Below are 15,948 nucleotides of genomic sequence, written 5' to 3' on the forward strand. Positions count from 1 at the left end.
CAGGTTAGTCAACAGAAAAAAAGCGGCGAGATCCCGTCGATCTCGCCGCCTGCCTGTTTTGCTGTCGGTTACTCTTTAGCGGGCGACGAGGCAGCTACCGCCGGCGGCCTTCAGGCTCTCGCACATGGAAATCGCCTGTTCCCGTGTCCCGGCTGGAATGCGGACACGATAATAGGTGCCCTTGCCAGAGATATCGGCGCGTTTGATATCGACACCCCTGCCGCCAATGATGCTGGAATAGCGGGCAGAGAGATTGCGATAGGACTTCTGCGCTTCCGCTTCAGACGGCAGTGATGCAACCTGAACAACATAGGTACCAGGAGGCAAGGCCGATGCTGTCTCGACCGGCGCAGGTGCCGCAGAGGCAGCAGGCGCTGTGGCTGCAGGCTGTGCGGCCGGTGCAGGCGTCTGGGTGACATTGCCCTGCTCCGTCACTGTTGCCACCACGTTGGCGGGCTGCTCAGACGGGCGCGCCCGCGGAATGGGTGTATTGCTTGGCGCAGGCGCCACCGGCTCTTCAGCGACGGCTTCCGGTTCCGAAGTCGCAGCAGTTTCGAGGGGCGCAGACGCCGCGGCGTCCGTGTCGGCACTCGTCGTTGCCGTTTCGGTTGACGCGGCCAGAGCCTCGGCCGCGCTTTCAACCGGAGATTCCGCAAGCGTTGGAGCGGCTTCGGATGCCGGTGCTTGTGGGGCAGGCTCTTCAAGCACATCCTGAGCGACCAGCGTTCCATCCGGACGAACAATCATGGTGCGCACCTTGCGCGGCGTGATCGTCACGGCATCATCTGCCTCTGACGCGCTTTCGCGACCGCCGTTTGGCAAAAGGCGCGGATCTTCCGTTTCCCCAACAGGCGTTGATTGAGCAGCATCCACATCGGCATCGGCGCCATCGTCCGGGGCGCTCTGCGGCAGAAGCGTGCGCTGAACGACGTCCACCGGCTCTTCGCTTGAAGAGATCAGGCTTTCCTGTTTGGGCGCAACGGCTGCACCTTCAACGCGATCATAAACGGCCTTGTCCTGATTGGGGACAGACGCACCGCCGCGGTTTTCAGGCACAACCTTGACCGGATCCTTGTCCGCAAGAATGACCACGGGCTCACCCGTTTCGATGAGACCTATGGGTGATCCCCCCATCCAGGCATAAAGACCGCCAGCGCCGATAATCGCGATGAAAGCGACCGAAGCAGCCAAGAGCCAACGGCGGCTCGAGCCTTCTGCCGGCACCGCTTCGATGGCCTGCTGAAGGGCGATCTTGCGTGGACGCTGTGATTCACCCTGGGCTTCACCCTGCGAAGACTGGGCGAGGTCCTGGCGCAGAGCGCGCTCGAATTCCTGAAAATCCGGTTGCGCGGGCGCAGACGTGGCTGCGGCAGCCGCTGCGGAGCGGCTCGGCAGACTCGTCGACGCTGGTTGTGGCGTCTCAGCAGCTGCTTCCGCGGCGAACATGGTTTCAAGCTCGGCGTCAACATCGATGCCATAGTCGGGTTTGTAGTTCGGTTCCGCAGGTGCCTCCTGGGTCGGGAGATCCGGCACATCGAGGGTCGCCATCGTTGTCAGCGGCTCATCCTGCTCGGCAATTTGCGACAGGTCGAATGGCATCGCGGCGCTGGTGTCCGCTGCGGGTTGCGGCGCAGGAGCGGCAGGTTGCATGACTGATCGTGGAGCCACGGCTGTTGGCGCGACGTCCGGCTGCCGGGCCACATGGGCCATGACGGGTGCCGGCTGCGTGCTCTGCACAGGCTGCGGGTCCTGTACTTTGGCTACGGGTTCAGGATCGAGGTCAGACAGGTCGAGCTCGATATCGTCAAGCGCCAGTTCGAATTCCGTGTCTGCAAAAGGATCGAACTCGTCCTCGGCAGCAAGTGCTGGTTTGGCTTCAGCAGCAGGCGCGACGAGCGGTGCCGGCGTGGATGGGGCGGCAATCGCCGGCGCCACCTCCAACTCGGCTTCCAGTTCGGCAAAGTCGACTTCCGGCTCGTGCCTCTCGCCCCCCTGACCTGCTTCTCCAGCTGGCTCTTGTGAAAACGCCGGGACCTGGGTCGAGTGAATGGCCGGTTCTACGGTCGGCGCCTCATAGGCGGCAGCGGGTGCGGTCCAGTCGAATGGCGTCTCCACCGCGCTTGCCTGATCGGCAAACAGCTCTTCTTCCGCAAAAAAATCTTCATCCGACAGGACAGGCTCTGGCTCGGAAGCCGACACAAATTCCGGTTCGGGCGCGGGTGCTGGCACCGGCTCAACATCAGGCTCGCGGCGAAGATTGGCGCGGCTGGGCGTAAAATTGGTCAAAGGCAGTCTGACGCGCGTCTCCGTGCGTGCCGGAGCATCGTACATTTCCTCGCTGACGATTTCAGGCTCTGGATCGAAAGCGACTGGCTCTTCATAGATAGGCTGTTCAGGGGTCTGAACCTGTTCAGGCGCTGTCTGCAGTTCGTCCACCGGCTCGGCAAAAGCCGGCTCATACAGTTCGTCTGCATCATAGCCCGGCTCGACATGTGCCGGCTCCGAGGAGATGGGCTCAACAAAACTCGGTTCAGAATAGCTCGGTTCGGCATAAACAGGTTCAGGCGACGACTGCATCTCTGCCTGTTCGGCAAATTGCGGGAAGTCGGCGATTGCCAGTTCAAGCTCATCGGCGAGATCGGTCTGGCCGAACGCGCTCTGCTCTCGGGCGTTGCTATCCTCTTCAATATATGCCGGCTCAGGCGCGAAAGCCTGTGCCTCATAAGATTGCGGAAGCTCTATCGACTCGGGGTAATAGGCATCTGCGACATCTTCAGCGGGTTGCTGTTGCTCCGGTGTCTCGAACACCTGCTCTTCCACGGAAGGGAGTGACAACGCTTCAGGCTGCGCCCGGACAGGCGCATATTCAGAAACGAACTGCGGCGCCGGAGTTGGCGCATCATAGGTTTCAAATTCGCGCAGAAGCTCGTCTTCCAGGTCGAATGCCGGCTCATGCCGTTCCGTTTCAACCGGCTTTGGCGAATGGGGCGTTTCGAATCCGACGATCCGGGCGAGTTCTGCGAGAGGATCGTCCTCAGCGAAGAAATCGTCCCCAGTTCCGTCTCGGAGAGCCGCCTGTTTCTGAACCATACCCATTCCACTCTTCTACGCGACAAATACATTTGCCAGCGCAATATGGGGAAATGGTGTCAATACTATCGCATTTCTTCCGGCGCGTCAGTGCCTGTAACTGACAGGCCCGACTTCAAAACCGAAGCGACGGCATGCACCAACCCAAGTCTGGCAACACTCAATTGTCGGTTTTTATCGTTAATAAAGCGTAATTCCGGGTGATCTTTACCTTTATTCCAATGACCATGGAAGGAACTTGCCAGATCATAGAGATAAAATGCAAGACGATGCGGCTCCTGTGACTGGGCTGCAGCCTCGATAACACGGGGATATTCCGCAAGCTTTGCCACAAGCTGAATCTCCGCCGGATCAAGCGTCATATCGCTGACAGCCTTCGCCAGATCGGCGCTGGAGGCTTCCAGTTCCGGAAATGCTTCCTTGCCCTGGCGCAGCACAGACATGCAACGCGCATGGGCATACTGCACGTAAAAGACCGGGTTATCCTTGGACTGTTCTGTCACTTTCGCGAAATCGAAGTCCAATGGCTCGGAATTCTTCCGGTAGAGCATCATGAAGCGGACAGAATCGCGACCGACTTCATCCACCACCTCACGCAGCGTGACGAAATCGCCGGAACGCTTGGACATTTTCACCGGCTCGCCGTTGCGGTAGAGCTTGACCAACTGGCACAGCAATACGGTGAGCTTGGACTTGCCCTCGGACACGGCACGCGCAAGCGCTTCCAGGCGCTTGACGTAACCGCCATGGTCGGCGCCGAGCACATAGATCATTTCGTCATAGCCACGATCGAACTTGTCCTTGAAGTAGGCAAGATCGGCGGCGAAATAGGTGAAGGCGCCGTCGGACTTCATCAGCGGACGGTCGATATCGTCGCCCACTTCAGTCGACCGGAACAGCGTCTGCTCGCGGTCTTCCCAGTCTTCGGGTAGCTGTCCCTTCGGTGGCGGCAGCTTGCCTTTGTAGACATGGCCCTTGAAGGTCAGGTCGTTGATGGCCGACAGGATGCGCCCGCCATTGCCCGCATGCAGGGTGCGTTCGGAGAAGAAGACGTCGTGATGCACGTTGAGTGCTGCGAGATCCTCACGGATCATCACCATCATGGCATCAATGGCCTTGTCCTTGACGATCGGCATCCAATCGTCTTCCGGCATCGTCAGCAGCCTGGTTGCAAATTCAGCGGCCAGCGCCTGCCCGACGGGCACGAGATAATCGCCCGGATAGAGACCTGCAGGGATCTCGCCGACATCCTCGCCAAGCGCTTCGCGGTAACGCAGGAAGACCGAGCGCGCCAGCACGTCGATCTGCGAGCCGGCATCGTTGATGTAGTATTCCTTTGTGACCTCATAACCGGCAAAGCCCAGCAGATTGGCCAGCGCATCGCCAACGACGGCGCCACGGCAATGGCCGACATGCATGGGACCGGTCGGATTGGCCGAGACATATTCGACATTGACCTTCAGGCCCTTGCCCACAGCGGAGCGACCATAATCTGTACCCTCCTCGACCATCTGGACAAGCAGGCGGCGCCAGTAATCCTCTGACAGTCTCAGATTGATGAATCCGGGACCGGCCACATTGACGTCGGCAATGTCGGCATCCTCTTTGAGCTTTTGTGCAATGATGTCGGCCAGCGCACGCGGATTGGTGCCAAGCGGCTTGGCAAGCACCATGGCAGCATTGGTCGCTGCATCGCCGTGGCTTGGATCGCGCGGCGGCTCGACAATCACGCGGCCGAAATCAACCTCAGATCGCTTTTCCTTTATCAGATCAATATCTTCCAAAGCATTCTTAAGTCTGGCTTCAAAATCGGCAAAAAGATTCATGTCATCCGTCCTGGGCGCAAGACCGGGTGCGGCCTGCAAAGGTGTTCGTTCGGGAGGCGGCTCTATCGCAATTCCGGAGTCCGGTCAAACAGCTCGCTGTGGGCGCGAACTGCATAGGTGTCGGTCATCCCGGCCAGATAGTCGCCGACATGGCGGGCGCGCTGACCCTCGTTGAGGCCACTGATGTGGTTCACCCAGAAGTGGCTGCGCATGCGGGTCGGGTCTTCCATATAGGCTTTAAAGAGATCGGTGACGATCTGCGCCGCCCCCTCACGAATTCGCATGATATCCGGATGCCGGTAGATGCGGGCGAACAGCAGTTTCTTGATCTGCTTGTCCGTCTCGGCCATCGTCTCGGAAAAGGTCGACAGGGTGATCCCGGCATTGCGCACGTCGTCCGCGCTCTGAGGAGCCACCTGTTTCAAACGCGACTGCGTCACGCCGATCACGTCTTCCACCATGCGGGTAATCTGACGTCGCATCATCTCATTGGTAAAGCGATCATCATCCAGATGCGGATATTTATCGCGGACTTCCTTCATCAGACCGGCCAGGAAAGGGACATCTTCCAGCATCTCGTAGGTCAGGAACCCGGAGCGCAGGCCATCATCAATGTCATGGGTATTATAGGCGATATCGTCGGAGATTGCAGCAACCTGGGCCTCAAGGCTGGCATGGCTCGACAGATGAAGGTCATGGATCAGGCTGTAGTCGCGGATCGGCAGCGGTACAGGACCTTTGATCCCCTCTCCGTCCTTCGTCATCAAAGGACCATTGTGCTTGACCAGTCCTTCCAGCGCTTCCCAGGTCAGGTTCAGGCCGTCGAAATCGGCATAGCGGCGCTCAAGCTTGGTGACGATGCGCAATGACTGGGCATTGTGATCGAAGCCACCATAGGGTTTGAGCATTTCGTCGAGAGCGTCCTCGCCGGTGTGACCAAAAGGGGTGTGGCCAAAATCGTGCACGAGGGCCACGCCTTCGGCCAGATCCTCATCGAGCTTCAAGGCACGGGCAAGCGCGCGGGCAATCTGCGCAACCTCGATCGTGTGGGTGAGCCGCGTGCGATAGTGATCGCCATCCGGGCCGATAAACACCTGTGTCTTGTGCTTCAGCCGCCGGAAGGCGGTGGTGTGGACGATACGGTCGCGGTCGCGCTGGAAATCCGAACGGGTGGGACTGGAGGTCTCGTCAAAGAGCCTTCCACGTGAATTCCACGGATCGGCGGCATAGATTGCACGCTGGCCGCTGCCGAAACCCAATGCACTGCTGTCGATCGTCATTGCTACTACTGCTCTTCTCTGCCCATTGACGTTGCCGCTTCGTCTACATACCTACTGGATGATTGTTTTAGAACAGCATCGGCGAAGTTTCCTTGCTCGACGCATCAATTCGAACCCTGAGCCCAAGGCAGACTTCTGCCACGCGCTCCTGTCGTTTGCCTGATGGCGTGGAAAACCCAGGAGATTTCGCGATCAAGCCATAGGCCGGAGGCATGATGAGCGAACCGAATGTGACCCTTTCCGAGGCCGCTGCGAAGCGTATCGCGGCTGTGATCGCGGGCGAATCAGGCAAGCAGGCGCTGCGCGTGTCTGTCGAAGGTGGCGGCTGCTCGGGCTTTTCCTACAAATTTGATCTGGCCGATGCGGCCGAAGACGACGACATCGTTCTCGAAAAAAGCGGCGCCACCGTTCTGATCGATCCAGTCTCGCTGGTCTATATGGCCGGCTCCGAGATCGATTTCGTCGACAATCTTCTGGGTCAGTCTTTCCAGATCAACAATCCGAATGCTGTCGCAAGCTGCGGCTGTGGCACAAGCTTTGCCATTTAGGGCGCGGCAACTTTTCCATCTTGAGGCGGCGGGTCAAAGGCCCGCCGCTTTTTTTGTGTTCAGGCAGGTTCCGTCGTTACCGCACCGGCCTTTTCCGGAATGATGAGCGACAGGATGATCGCCGAGAGGCCACTCAACGTGATCGGGGTGGCAAAGACCTTCTGGATCAGATCCGGCATCTGCTTCATGGCGTCGGGCACGAGCGTTACGCCGAGGCCCAGGCCAAACGAGATTGCCATGATGTAGATCTTGCGATGGTCGATCTCCTGCGAGGCCAGAATGCGGATACCGGCCACGGCGATGGACCCGAACAAGACCAGTGTCGCGCCCCCCAGAACGGCCTTCGGGATGAGCATGAAAACACCGCCGATGATCGGGAAAAAGCCCAATACAACCAGAATTCCGGCGATATAGAGCCCGACATGGCGGCTTGCCACACCGGTCATCTGGATCACGCCGTTGTTCTGGCTGAAGGTGGTGTTGGGAAAGGTGTTGAAGATTGCGGCCAGGCCGGAATTGATGCCGTCTGCCAGCACACCGCCCTTGATCCGCTGCATGTAGACCTCGCCCTCGACCGGCTCGCCTGAGATCACCGAATTCGCCGTCAGGTCGCCCGTCGTCTCGATGGCGGTGATCAGATAGACGAAGGCGATCGGAATGAAGAGCGTGATGTCGAAGGAGAATCCGTATTTGAACGGCATCGGCAGCGCGAAGATCGGCTGGGTGCCGAGGATCGAGAAATTCACCTTACCCAAAACTGCAGCGACGATCAGGCCGGCGATCAGTCCGAGCATGATGGCCGAAATCCGCAGCATCGGATTTTTCTGGAAGGTGAAAAAGACAATCACGGCGACGACGATCAGACCCAGCATGAGATTGACGGGTGCGCCAAAGCTTTCCCCTGCTCCGACACCCCCGGCAAAATCGGTAAAACCGACCTTCACAAGGCTGAGGCCAATCACGGTGATGACGATGCCGGTCACGGTCGGGGTGATGATGCGATCCATCTTGTCGATGAACTGGCTGAGGATCACTTCAACCAGGCAACCGACCAGGCAAAGACCGAAGATCATCGCCAGGATGTCTTCGGGCGTTCCCCCTTGCGCCTTGACGCCGAAACCTGCGGCAAGAACAGCGCCCAAAAAGGCAAAGCTGGTTCCCTGCAGGCTGAGCAGACCGGAGCCCACCGGTCCGATGCGACGGCACTGGATAAAGGTTGCAACACCCGACACGAACATCGACATGGCGATGAGGTAGGGCACGTGCTCGCCTAGCCCCAGAACGCCGCCGATCACGAGTGTCGGCGTGACGATGCCAACGATGCTGGCAAGAATGTGCTGGAACGCGGCCAGAAATGCTGGGCCGGGCGGCGGAGTATCATTCAAGTTATAAATAAGTCCGGGTCTTTTCGGCTCAATTGCGTCTGTCATTGTATTGTCCCCTTTTGCTCTTTTATCCTGCGAAGGCCTCCCCAAACGCACGCAGATCTTCAATAGAGCCACAACCGTTGTGCGATGCAATCGCAAATTGGAACAGCCGCCGGAATTCCAGATGCGACCCGGCAGCTTTATCGTTGGGGCTCGGCACAAAACGGGTTTCCTCGCGGCCACGGCTCCTCTAATAGTTGGCACGGCTGGATCGGACTTTGCTTGAGGGCCAGCCGAAAGGATCCCGTATGAAAATCGCCACCTGGAACATCAACGGCGTCAAGGCGCGCATTGGCAATCTGTGCCAGTGGCTGGAACAATCGGCTCCCGACATCGCCTGCCTGCAAGAGATCAAATCCCAGGACGAGGGATTTCCGCGCATGGAGATCGAAGCACTCGGCTATCATGTGGAGACCCACGGCCAGAAGGGCTTCAATGGCGTCGCTCTGCTGTCGAAGATGAAACCTGATGAGGTCAATCGCGGTCTTCCAGGCGATGACAGCGATGAGCAGGCCCGTTTTATCGAAGGCGTATTTTCAGTCCAAGGCGGGGTCTTGCGCGTCTGCTCGCTTTACCTGCCCAATGGCAACCCGCCCGACGATCCGGTCAAATATCCCTACAAGCTTGCCTGGATGGCCAGGCTGCAGAGCTTTGCCGAAAGCCGCCTTGCGCTTGAAGAACCTTTCATTCTGGCGGGTGACTACAATGTCATTCCAGAACCCTTCGATTGCTTTGATCCGAAGGTCTGGGAAGGCGATGCGCTGTTCCTGCCAAAGACCCGCAATGCATTTCGCCGACTTGAAAATCTTGGTCTCACAGATGCGGTTCGGGCAACCGATGACGAGAGCAAGCTTTACAGCTTCTGGGACTATCAGGCCGGTGCCTGGCCAAAGAACAACGGAATCCGCATCGATCACCTGATGCTGTCACCGGAAGCAGCAGACAGACTGACGGCGACCGAGATCGAAAAACACGTGCGCAGCTGGGAAAAGCCATCCGACCACGTGCCCGTCTGCGGCTGGTTCGATTTCGCGGCCTGACCGACCGCTTCCCATATATCTGTCTTGCTGACCTGCTTCTGGAAATCTGACGGGGGCCGAACGCATGCATGTGCGTGAACGCCGCAAGTTCCAGGCAATGATCGCTTCCTAGCCTTCAAACGCGCGGAGACTCGTCGCTCCCGCCGACGAAAGGCGCTTTTTTCAAGCCAATCCGTCGGTCCGAATTGTTTTGGAAAGAGGGTATTTGAAGCATGAACGCGATATCGACCGTCCAGACAACGGCTTCCAGCGTAATGATGAGGAACATCCGCGAAACAGGTGATCAACAGGCAGGCGATGCTGCTGCTGCCGCCTATAATGGCGGGCTGAATGATCGGGCAACCTATTACAGCCGCAGTCTGATCAACAGCCTGAGCGAGGCCGCGACGCTTTACGATACCAGCCTTCGCGAAGCGGCGAAGAAAGAGGAAACGGTGTCATCCGACATCCGGACGGCATCCTTCATGGCGGGCCTGAAGACCAAGCTGCAAGACATGGCAGAGACCGATCAGGGATCCGGCAATCTCGGTGCCGATATGCTGGAGGCATTGGCGGACGGATCCTTGACGGTCACCGATGCCGAAATCGGCGTGACCATCACTGCGTGGGATGTGTCCGACCCGGAAGAACGGCTGACTCGCCGCAAACCCGGAGACACATTCTCACGTGAAAGCTGGACTTCATTCTTGAGAACGCATCTCAAGCGCGGCAGTGACGCGACTTTTGAGCAGACGGAGACAGGCGCCTATATTGATGTTGCGAATGGTGGAAACGCATACTTCGGACGTGTCGGCGATCAAAACGTCTATCTGAACTGGCCCTCGGCAATGACCTGACGAGGTGCTTTACGCACCCGCTCAGACCAAAACCGATGATTTTACTGCGGACGTCCAAGCTGTGGTGCAAGGGCCACGGCAACACGGCGATCATCTTCCGTCGCGATGGAAAAGGCCTGTTCCTGAAGATCCTGCATCCATTGGCAGTCTGAAGGGCGACACCGGTCAAGCGCTGCGGTCATGAATGCCAAGCCCTGTGCGGTCTGGCCTTCCTGGAAAAGGACGTTTCCGAAAACCGACATGGCGCCCGCGTGGCCGCTCTTGCGCGCCAGGTTGAGCCACTTCTTGGCTTGTTTCGGATTGGCTTTGCCGCCCTCACCTGCCAGCAGCATGCGTGCCAACTGGAACTGGGCTTCGGCGACACCAAAAGTCGAGGCGACCTGAAAATAAAGCTGACGGGCCTGTGTCAGATCCGCGGACACCTGAGTGCCGGGAATGCCAACGCGGTAGTAGCCGGCAAGCGACAAAAGAGCATTGACGAAAAATCCGGTATCGGAGGATCCAGGTTCGATACCCTGATTTGCGATCTCCGAATAGATCTTGAAGGCCTCAAAATCGTTCTTCACCACGCCGTCGCCGTCGGCATACATGTTGGCCAAGGCCCAACGCGAGCCCGTGTGACCCTTTTCTGCGGCATAGCGATAGGCCTCGATCGCATCCTTCTTCTGCCCAGCCTTGTAGGCCTTGAAGCCGAACTTGAAGAGGTCGAACGGGCCCGATTCCTTGCTGACGCCTGAATTGATATCGAACGCCAAGGCGGCGGGGGCGGCCAAAAGGCCGGCAACCAGCGCGACCGCAGTGCGTTTCGCAAATCTATACTCGGTATTCGCCATGGTCCTGTTATTCATCCATCCCAATGCGGACATCAACTGCGCTCGTGGATGAGGCGCAATCGCATTCTCCATCCACGAAAACTCTAGACGCGAAACCGTGAACAACCAGTTCATCAAGCAACCCGTCACACATCATTTCGGGTCAGGATTTCGCAAGCAACTTAACTGCTGAGCACAATTTAGGAGGCATTTCTGGCGAGACTGGGGCTTTGGCCCTCTGCCTGCCCGCCGTCTCTCCCATGAAAAGCCCGGCGTCTCTGTATACCCCTTGGAATGCGCTATATTTCCTGTCCAAACCAACTTCGTCTTCGAGGTCAATCATCGTTCCAAAACGATACTCTTCCTCGCAGACCTATTCTGCTGCGCTTCCTTTGTGGCGGGAAATGGACAAATTAGGGTTCTGCATGATAGCGCAATGCTGATTGTCGGCGCGTTGCAGATTTGCCACAATTTCTGTGTGTGCAGCGGTCAGACGCATGACCAGGCAGAAGAAAGGCCCAGACGAACCGGGCCTTTCGAAACGCGCGCCAGAGATAAATTGCACTCAGAAACTGATTTTGTACGAAGCGGAAAGTGCGTAGGCCCAATCGCCGTTTGAGGTAGCGTTGAATGGTGCGCCATCCGTTGTAGACTGGCTACCGGCTGTGAGGTAACTGACGGCCGCGCCAAGCTGCAACGCGCCTGGCCCTGCCTTAACCTGCGCTCCTGCGCCGAGCGTCCAAGTGTCTGTTACGATGTCGGCACCGGTTCCAACGCCGCTGTCCCAAGTGATTGATGCCGCCCCAGAAACCGTTTCACTAAACTCGTGGCCAACGCCAGCGGTAATGGTCCAGCCATCTTTCCAGAAGAAGTCCTTTTGCTGGTCACCAAAGCTACCCGAAATATTATAGTCGAGCGTCTGGAGAACGCTCCAGTCCGTCCATTTTACGGAGCCGAACACCAGCCAGCCAGGCGCTACCCCACTCCGGAGGTTGAGTTCGAGCGACTGTGGGAGAGTTCCATTTCCATAAGCGGTGACAGGCGTACCGAGAGTATATCCCAGCGGGACGGCTGGTGCACTCGGCGTATAGTCACCGTCAGCCTTGTGATCGACTTGCGAGCGATACATTAATTCTGCGCGCAAAGCGTATTCTTGGATGACATATGCCGCGCCGATACGGTAACCGAGCGCCGAGTCATCTCGCAGGTGCAGCGTACCAAAATCTTTTTCTTCGGTGTAATCGAACGACTCAACGAACAGGCCACCGATCAGATACAACTGTCCCTTGCCCACACCAAGGTTCGCGGCACATGTTCCACCATACTCATTTGTATCGAACTTTGCTGATTTTACAGCGTTACCGCCGACCACAGTATATGGAAAGCCCGACGCGACATCGACAGCCTTGTCAGCTGCCTGGGATTCAGAACCATATGTACTGTCAGCACCGAATGGCTGCGTATAGGTAAAGGCGCATGAAAAATTGTCGGAGAAGCGAAATTTCGCTGCGAAAGACGGAATTGCGTAAGCGTCCGTGAAATCGTCATCCGAAGCACTCGCGCCGTCAATCGTGTCGTAATCGCGCTGTGGTGCGACATAGATCACCCCCGCACGCCCGACGACGACTCCATCCTCGTAGAGGATATCGGTGTCCGCCTCCCCGCGGGAAAAACCACCGGCGTTGGAAACCGTTGTGAATGCGCATGTTGCCAACAGGCATGCGACCGTCGTTTTGATGATTGTCATCGCCGTATATCTCCCCACTCCAGGACTCCATGTTTCAGAGCTTAGCGATGCGGCGACGAATAACAATCTTCCGCGTCGCCTTCACTCTGCACAGTTGGAGCTTAATTTTTTACGTAAAATCTCTCAATCAACAGGAAAATCGGGCGATAATAGAAAAAATCACGCCCTGCACGGATACAGATTTGGCCAGAGTAGAATATTTTCCTCATCTCTGACCCATGTGTCACAAAAAAAGCACGACACCAAAAATCGCTTGCCCGAACTTTGAGCAAACGCTGAAAGTCTGATCACCAGAGAATATCGAGAAGAAAACGGATCGATGGCGCGACAGCTATGCGGCGCCACCGACTCTCGCTTGTCAGATCAACCCGCCTCAGCCACACGGGCAAGTGCGACCGCCAGACTGGCGCGCTGCTGCTGCAGTTCCAGACGACGCTCGCGTTCAGCTGCGACGACTTCCGGGTTGGCGTTGGCAACGAATTTCTCGTTGTTGAGCTTCCCGTCGATACGACCCATTTCCTGATCGACCTTGCCGATTGCCTTTTGCAGTCGTGCCGTTTCTGCTGCAACGTCAATCAGATTGCCGAGCGGCAAGCAGACGGTCGCCTCGCCGATGACGATCTGCGCCGAGCCACGCGGGGCTTCCGGCGCTTCCGAAATGTTGTCAACACGCGCGAGGCGCTTGATAGCAGCCTCGTGACGGGCCAGACGCGCCTGGGTCACGCCATTGGCACCGACCACGACCAGTGGTGCGATCGCACCTGCCGGAACGTTCATTTCAGAACGGGCGGAGCGGATACCGGTCACCAGATCGATCAGCCAGTTGATATCGTCCGCAGCACCATTGTCGGAAAACTCAGGTGCCGGCCAGTCAGCGTGGCACAGAAGCTTGCCGCGGCTGGCGCCTTCTGCAGCGGTATGCGCCCACAGCTCTTCCGTGATGAAGGGCATGAAGGGGTGCAGCAACTTGTAGATCTCATGCAGAACATAAGAGACGCAGGCCTGCGCTTCCGTCTTTGCGACTTCGTCGTCACCTGCAAAGACCGGCTTCAGCAGTTCCAGATACCAGTCACAGACCTGGTTCCAGACGAAGCGGTAGAGCGTGCTCGCGGCATCGTTGAACCGGTAGCTCTCGATGGCCTCGGTCACTGCGTTTTCCGTGGCGGCGAGTTCTGTCAGGATCCAGCGATTGACGGCAAGCGTGGTTGCCTCTGGCAGAAAATGCGGATCGCTCCTGGCGCCATTCATTTCGGCAAACCGCGTGGCGTTCCAGAGTTTGGTGCCAAAATTGCGATAGCCGGCGATCCGGGCAGGATCGAGCTTCACGTCCCGCCCCTGCGCCGCCATGACCGCAAGCGTGAAGCGCAGTGCGTCCGCACCGTATTCGTCGATCAGTTCCAGAGGGTCGATGACGTTGCCCTTGGACTTCGACATTTTTTGTCCGTTCTTGTCGCGCACCAGAGCATGGACATAGACCGTGTTGAAAGGCTCAACCGGATTGCCGTCTTCGTCCTTCATGAAATGAAGGCCCATCATCATCATCCGGGCAACCCAGAAGAAGATGATGTCGAAGCCCGTGACCAACACGCTGGTCGGATAATATTGTGCGACTTCCGGCGTCTTGTCGGGCCAGCCGAGCGTCGAGAAGGGCCAAAGCGCCGAGGAGAACCACGTGTCGAGCACATCTTCGTCGCGCGTGAGGATCGAACCGGGCTCGAAGTTCTCAAGACGCTCCTCAACCCAGGCCTTCCACGGCCCTTCGTGGGCGATGTAGTGCTGGATGGCGGCGTCAAGCGCTTCTTCTTCGGTCTTTTCAACAAAGACCTGGCCGTCTGGACCATACCATGCCGGAATCTGATGACCCCACCAGAGCTGGCGAGAAATGCACCATGGCTCGATGTTCTCCATCCAATCGAAATAGGTCTTGTCCCAGTTCTTCGGCACGAAATTCGTGCGGCCTTCGCGAACACTGGCGATGGCAGGCTCTGCGAGCGTCTTTGCGTCTGCAAACCACTGGTCGGTCAGCATCGGCTCGATGACGACGCCTGAGCGATCGCCGAAGGGCTGCATGATCTTCTTCGATTCGACATAGGGAATGTCATTGCCTTCGTCATCCTTGACGGTGACGGCAAGGCCCTCGGCATTGATCGCATCGACAATGCGCTTGCGCGCCTCGTAGCGATCCAGCCCGCGATATTCTTCGGGTACCAGATTGATGTCGTCGACCTCTGCCTCCGTCGGCACTTTGCCGGACTTGGCGATGTCGAGCGCCTGGGCCGCATAGACGGCATAGGGCTCACCGTCGTCGCGCATGGCAGCAGTCACATCCATCAGGCGGTAGAGCGGAATATTGTTGCGGCGTGCGACCTGATAGTCGTTGAAATCATGAGCGCCGGTGATCTTGACGGCACCTGACCCGAAATCCTTGTCCGGATATTCATCGGTGATGATCGGGATCAGGCGGCGGTGTTCCTTCGGCCCTACCGGAATTTCGCACAGCTTGCCGATAATCGGCGCATAGCGCTCATCTGACGGATGAACGGCAACCGCGCCATCGCCCAGCATGGTTTCCGGACGGGTGGTGGCAATCGAGATATAATCGCGTTCCTCAGACAGAATGACGTTCCCGTCTTCGTCCTTCTCGACATAGGTATAGGTCTCGCCGCCAGCCAACGGGTATTTGAAATGCCACATGTGGCCGTCGGCTTCCTTGTTCTCGACCTCGAGATCGGAAATCGCGGTTTCGAACTTGGGATCCCAGTTGACCAGCCGCTTGCCACGGTAGATGAGGCCCTCCTTGTACAGGGTGACAAAAACTTCGAGAACCGCCTTCGACAGCCCCTCGTCCATGGTGAACCGTTCGCGCGACCAATCACAGGAGGCGCCGAGGCGCTTCAACTGGTTGAAGATCAGCCCGCCGGATTCATCCTTCCACTCCCACACCTTCTCGATGAACGCCTCGCGGCCCAGTTCACGACGGGTGGGCTGCTTGTTTTCCGCAAGCTTGCGCTCGACAACCATCTGGGTGGCAATGCCGGCATGGTCCATGCCGGGCTGCCACAAAACGTCCTTGCCGCGCATCCGCTCAAAGCGAACCATGATGTCCTGCAGGGTGTTGTTGAGCGCGTGGCCCATATGCAGGGAGCCGGTCACATTTGGTGGCGGGATCACGATCGTGAATGATTCAGCGTCCGGCTTGGCATTGGCGCCCGCCTTGAATGCATCGGCCTCATCCCAGGCCTTGGCAATCTTCGGTTCGACAGCAGCGGAATCATAGGTTTTATCGAGCATTTCGGAACAAACTTTCTTTCACGAGACCGTGGGCTTTAAAGCCGGACGACC

At 57.8% G+C, this 15,948-nt stretch carries 11 protein-coding genes; 4 read left to right on the forward strand and 7 right to left on the reverse strand.

Going from position 1 to position 15,948, the window contains the following annotated elements; genetic code table 11:
• Positions 1 to 75: 75 nt before the first annotated feature.
• From ACWPM9_RS11800 to ACWPM9_RS11810, 3 genes are all read right to left on the reverse strand, one after another.
• Positions 76 to 3,096 (reverse strand): SPOR domain-containing protein, encoded by a 3,021-nt coding sequence (locus ACWPM9_RS11800; protein WP_484755265.1) that lies wholly within the window; start codon positions 3,094 to 3,096, stop codon positions 76 to 78.
• 59 nt (positions 3,097 to 3,155) lie between these two features.
• Entirely contained in the window at positions 3,156 to 4,916 is a 1,761-nt protein-coding gene (gene argS, locus ACWPM9_RS11805; RefSeq protein WP_484755266.1) for an arginine--tRNA ligase, read from the reverse strand.
• 62 nt (positions 4,917 to 4,978) lie between these two features.
• Complete coding sequence (locus tag ACWPM9_RS11810; RefSeq protein ID WP_484755267.1) at positions 4,979 to 6,196, reverse strand: deoxyguanosinetriphosphate triphosphohydrolase; 1,218 nt, start codon at positions 6,194 to 6,196, stop codon at positions 4,979 to 4,981.
• Between the two features lie 215 nt (positions 6,197 to 6,411).
• On the opposite strand from ACWPM9_RS11810, the gene erpA reads away from it, so the two are divergent.
• Positions 6,412 to 6,744: an iron-sulfur cluster insertion protein ErpA gene (gene erpA, locus ACWPM9_RS11815; RefSeq protein ID WP_428186533.1), complete on the forward strand. Its 333-nt coding sequence runs from the start codon at positions 6,412 to 6,414 to the stop codon at positions 6,742 to 6,744.
• Positions 6,745 to 6,803: 59 nt separating this feature from the next.
• Here erpA and ACWPM9_RS11820 read toward each other — a convergent pair whose 3' ends face one another.
• Positions 6,804 to 8,129: a uracil-xanthine permease family protein gene (locus tag ACWPM9_RS11820; RefSeq protein ID WP_484755268.1), complete on the reverse strand. Its 1,326-nt coding sequence runs from the start codon at positions 8,127 to 8,129 to the stop codon at positions 6,804 to 6,806.
• A gap of 290 nt (positions 8,130 to 8,419) precedes the next feature.
• Here ACWPM9_RS11820 and xth point away from each other — a divergent pair, with 290 nt between their 5' ends.
• Both xth and ACWPM9_RS11830 read left to right on the forward strand, forming a co-directional pair.
• Positions 8,420 to 9,211, forward strand: coding sequence for an exodeoxyribonuclease III (gene xth / locus ACWPM9_RS11825; RefSeq protein ID WP_484755269.1), 792 nt, complete (start codon positions 8,420 to 8,422; stop codon positions 9,209 to 9,211).
• Between the two features lie 212 nt (positions 9,212 to 9,423).
• Positions 9,424 to 10,047: a hypothetical protein gene (locus ACWPM9_RS11830; protein ID WP_484755270.1), complete on the forward strand. Its 624-nt coding sequence runs from the start codon at positions 9,424 to 9,426 to the stop codon at positions 10,045 to 10,047.
• Between the two features lie 41 nt (positions 10,048 to 10,088).
• Here the strand turns inward: ACWPM9_RS11830 and exoR are convergent, their stop codons facing one another.
• Both exoR and ACWPM9_RS11840 read right to left on the reverse strand, forming a co-directional pair.
• A complete protein-coding gene (gene exoR, locus ACWPM9_RS11835; protein ID WP_428186529.1) occupies positions 10,089 to 10,880 on the reverse strand; it encodes an exopolysaccharide production regulator ExoR in 792 nt (263 codons plus the stop codon).
• A 544-nt stretch (positions 10,881 to 11,424) separates the two neighbouring features.
• Entirely contained in the window at positions 11,425 to 12,606 is a 1,182-nt protein-coding gene (locus tag ACWPM9_RS11840) for an OmpP1/FadL family transporter (protein WP_484755271.1), read from the reverse strand.
• Between ACWPM9_RS11840 and ACWPM9_RS11845 the strand changes: the two genes are divergently transcribed.
• Complete coding sequence (locus tag ACWPM9_RS11845) at positions 12,596 to 12,874, forward strand: hypothetical protein (RefSeq protein WP_484755272.1); 279 nt, start codon at positions 12,596 to 12,598, stop codon at positions 12,872 to 12,874. The genes ACWPM9_RS11840 and ACWPM9_RS11845 overlap by 11 nt on opposite strands.
• Before the next feature lie 95 nt (positions 12,875 to 12,969).
• Here ACWPM9_RS11845 and ACWPM9_RS11850 read toward each other — a convergent pair whose 3' ends face one another.
• Positions 12,970 to 15,897: a valine--tRNA ligase gene (locus ACWPM9_RS11850; protein WP_484755273.1), complete on the reverse strand. Its 2,928-nt coding sequence runs from the start codon at positions 15,895 to 15,897 to the stop codon at positions 12,970 to 12,972.
• Positions 15,898 to 15,948 lie beyond the last annotated feature (51 nt).

Source organism: Agrobacterium sp. H141, assembly GCF_057158725.1.

Coding starts and splice junctions, on each gene's coding strand:
- ACWPM9_RS11845 (WP_484755272.1), top strand. CDS start 12,596: ATGATTGTCATCGCCGTATATCTCCCCACTCCAGGACTCCATGTTTCA.
- erpA (WP_428186533.1), top strand. CDS start 6,412: ATGAGCGAACCGAATGTGACCCTTTCCGAGGCCGCTGCGAAGCGTATC.
- ACWPM9_RS11850 (WP_484755273.1), bottom strand. CDS start 15,897: ATGCTCGATAAAACCTATGATTCCGCTGCTGTCGAACCGAAGATTGCC.
- exoR (WP_428186529.1), bottom strand. CDS start 10,880: ATGGCGAATACCGAGTATAGATTTGCGAAACGCACTGCGGTCGCGCTG.
- argS (WP_484755266.1), bottom strand. CDS start 4,916: ATGAATCTTTTTGCCGATTTTGAAGCCAGACTTAAGAATGCTTTGGAA.
- ACWPM9_RS11800 (WP_484755265.1), bottom strand. CDS start 3,096: ATGGGTATGGTTCAGAAACAGGCGGCTCTCCGAGACGGAACTGGGGAC.
- xth (WP_484755269.1), top strand. CDS start 8,420: ATGAAAATCGCCACCTGGAACATCAACGGCGTCAAGGCGCGCATTGGC.
- ACWPM9_RS11830 (WP_484755270.1), top strand. CDS start 9,424: ATGAACGCGATATCGACCGTCCAGACAACGGCTTCCAGCGTAATGATG.
- ACWPM9_RS11810 (WP_484755267.1), bottom strand. CDS start 6,196: ATGACGATCGACAGCAGTGCATTGGGTTTCGGCAGCGGCCAGCGTGCA.
- ACWPM9_RS11840 (WP_484755271.1), bottom strand. CDS start 12,606: ATGACAATCATCAAAACGACGGTCGCATGCCTGTTGGCAACATGCGCA.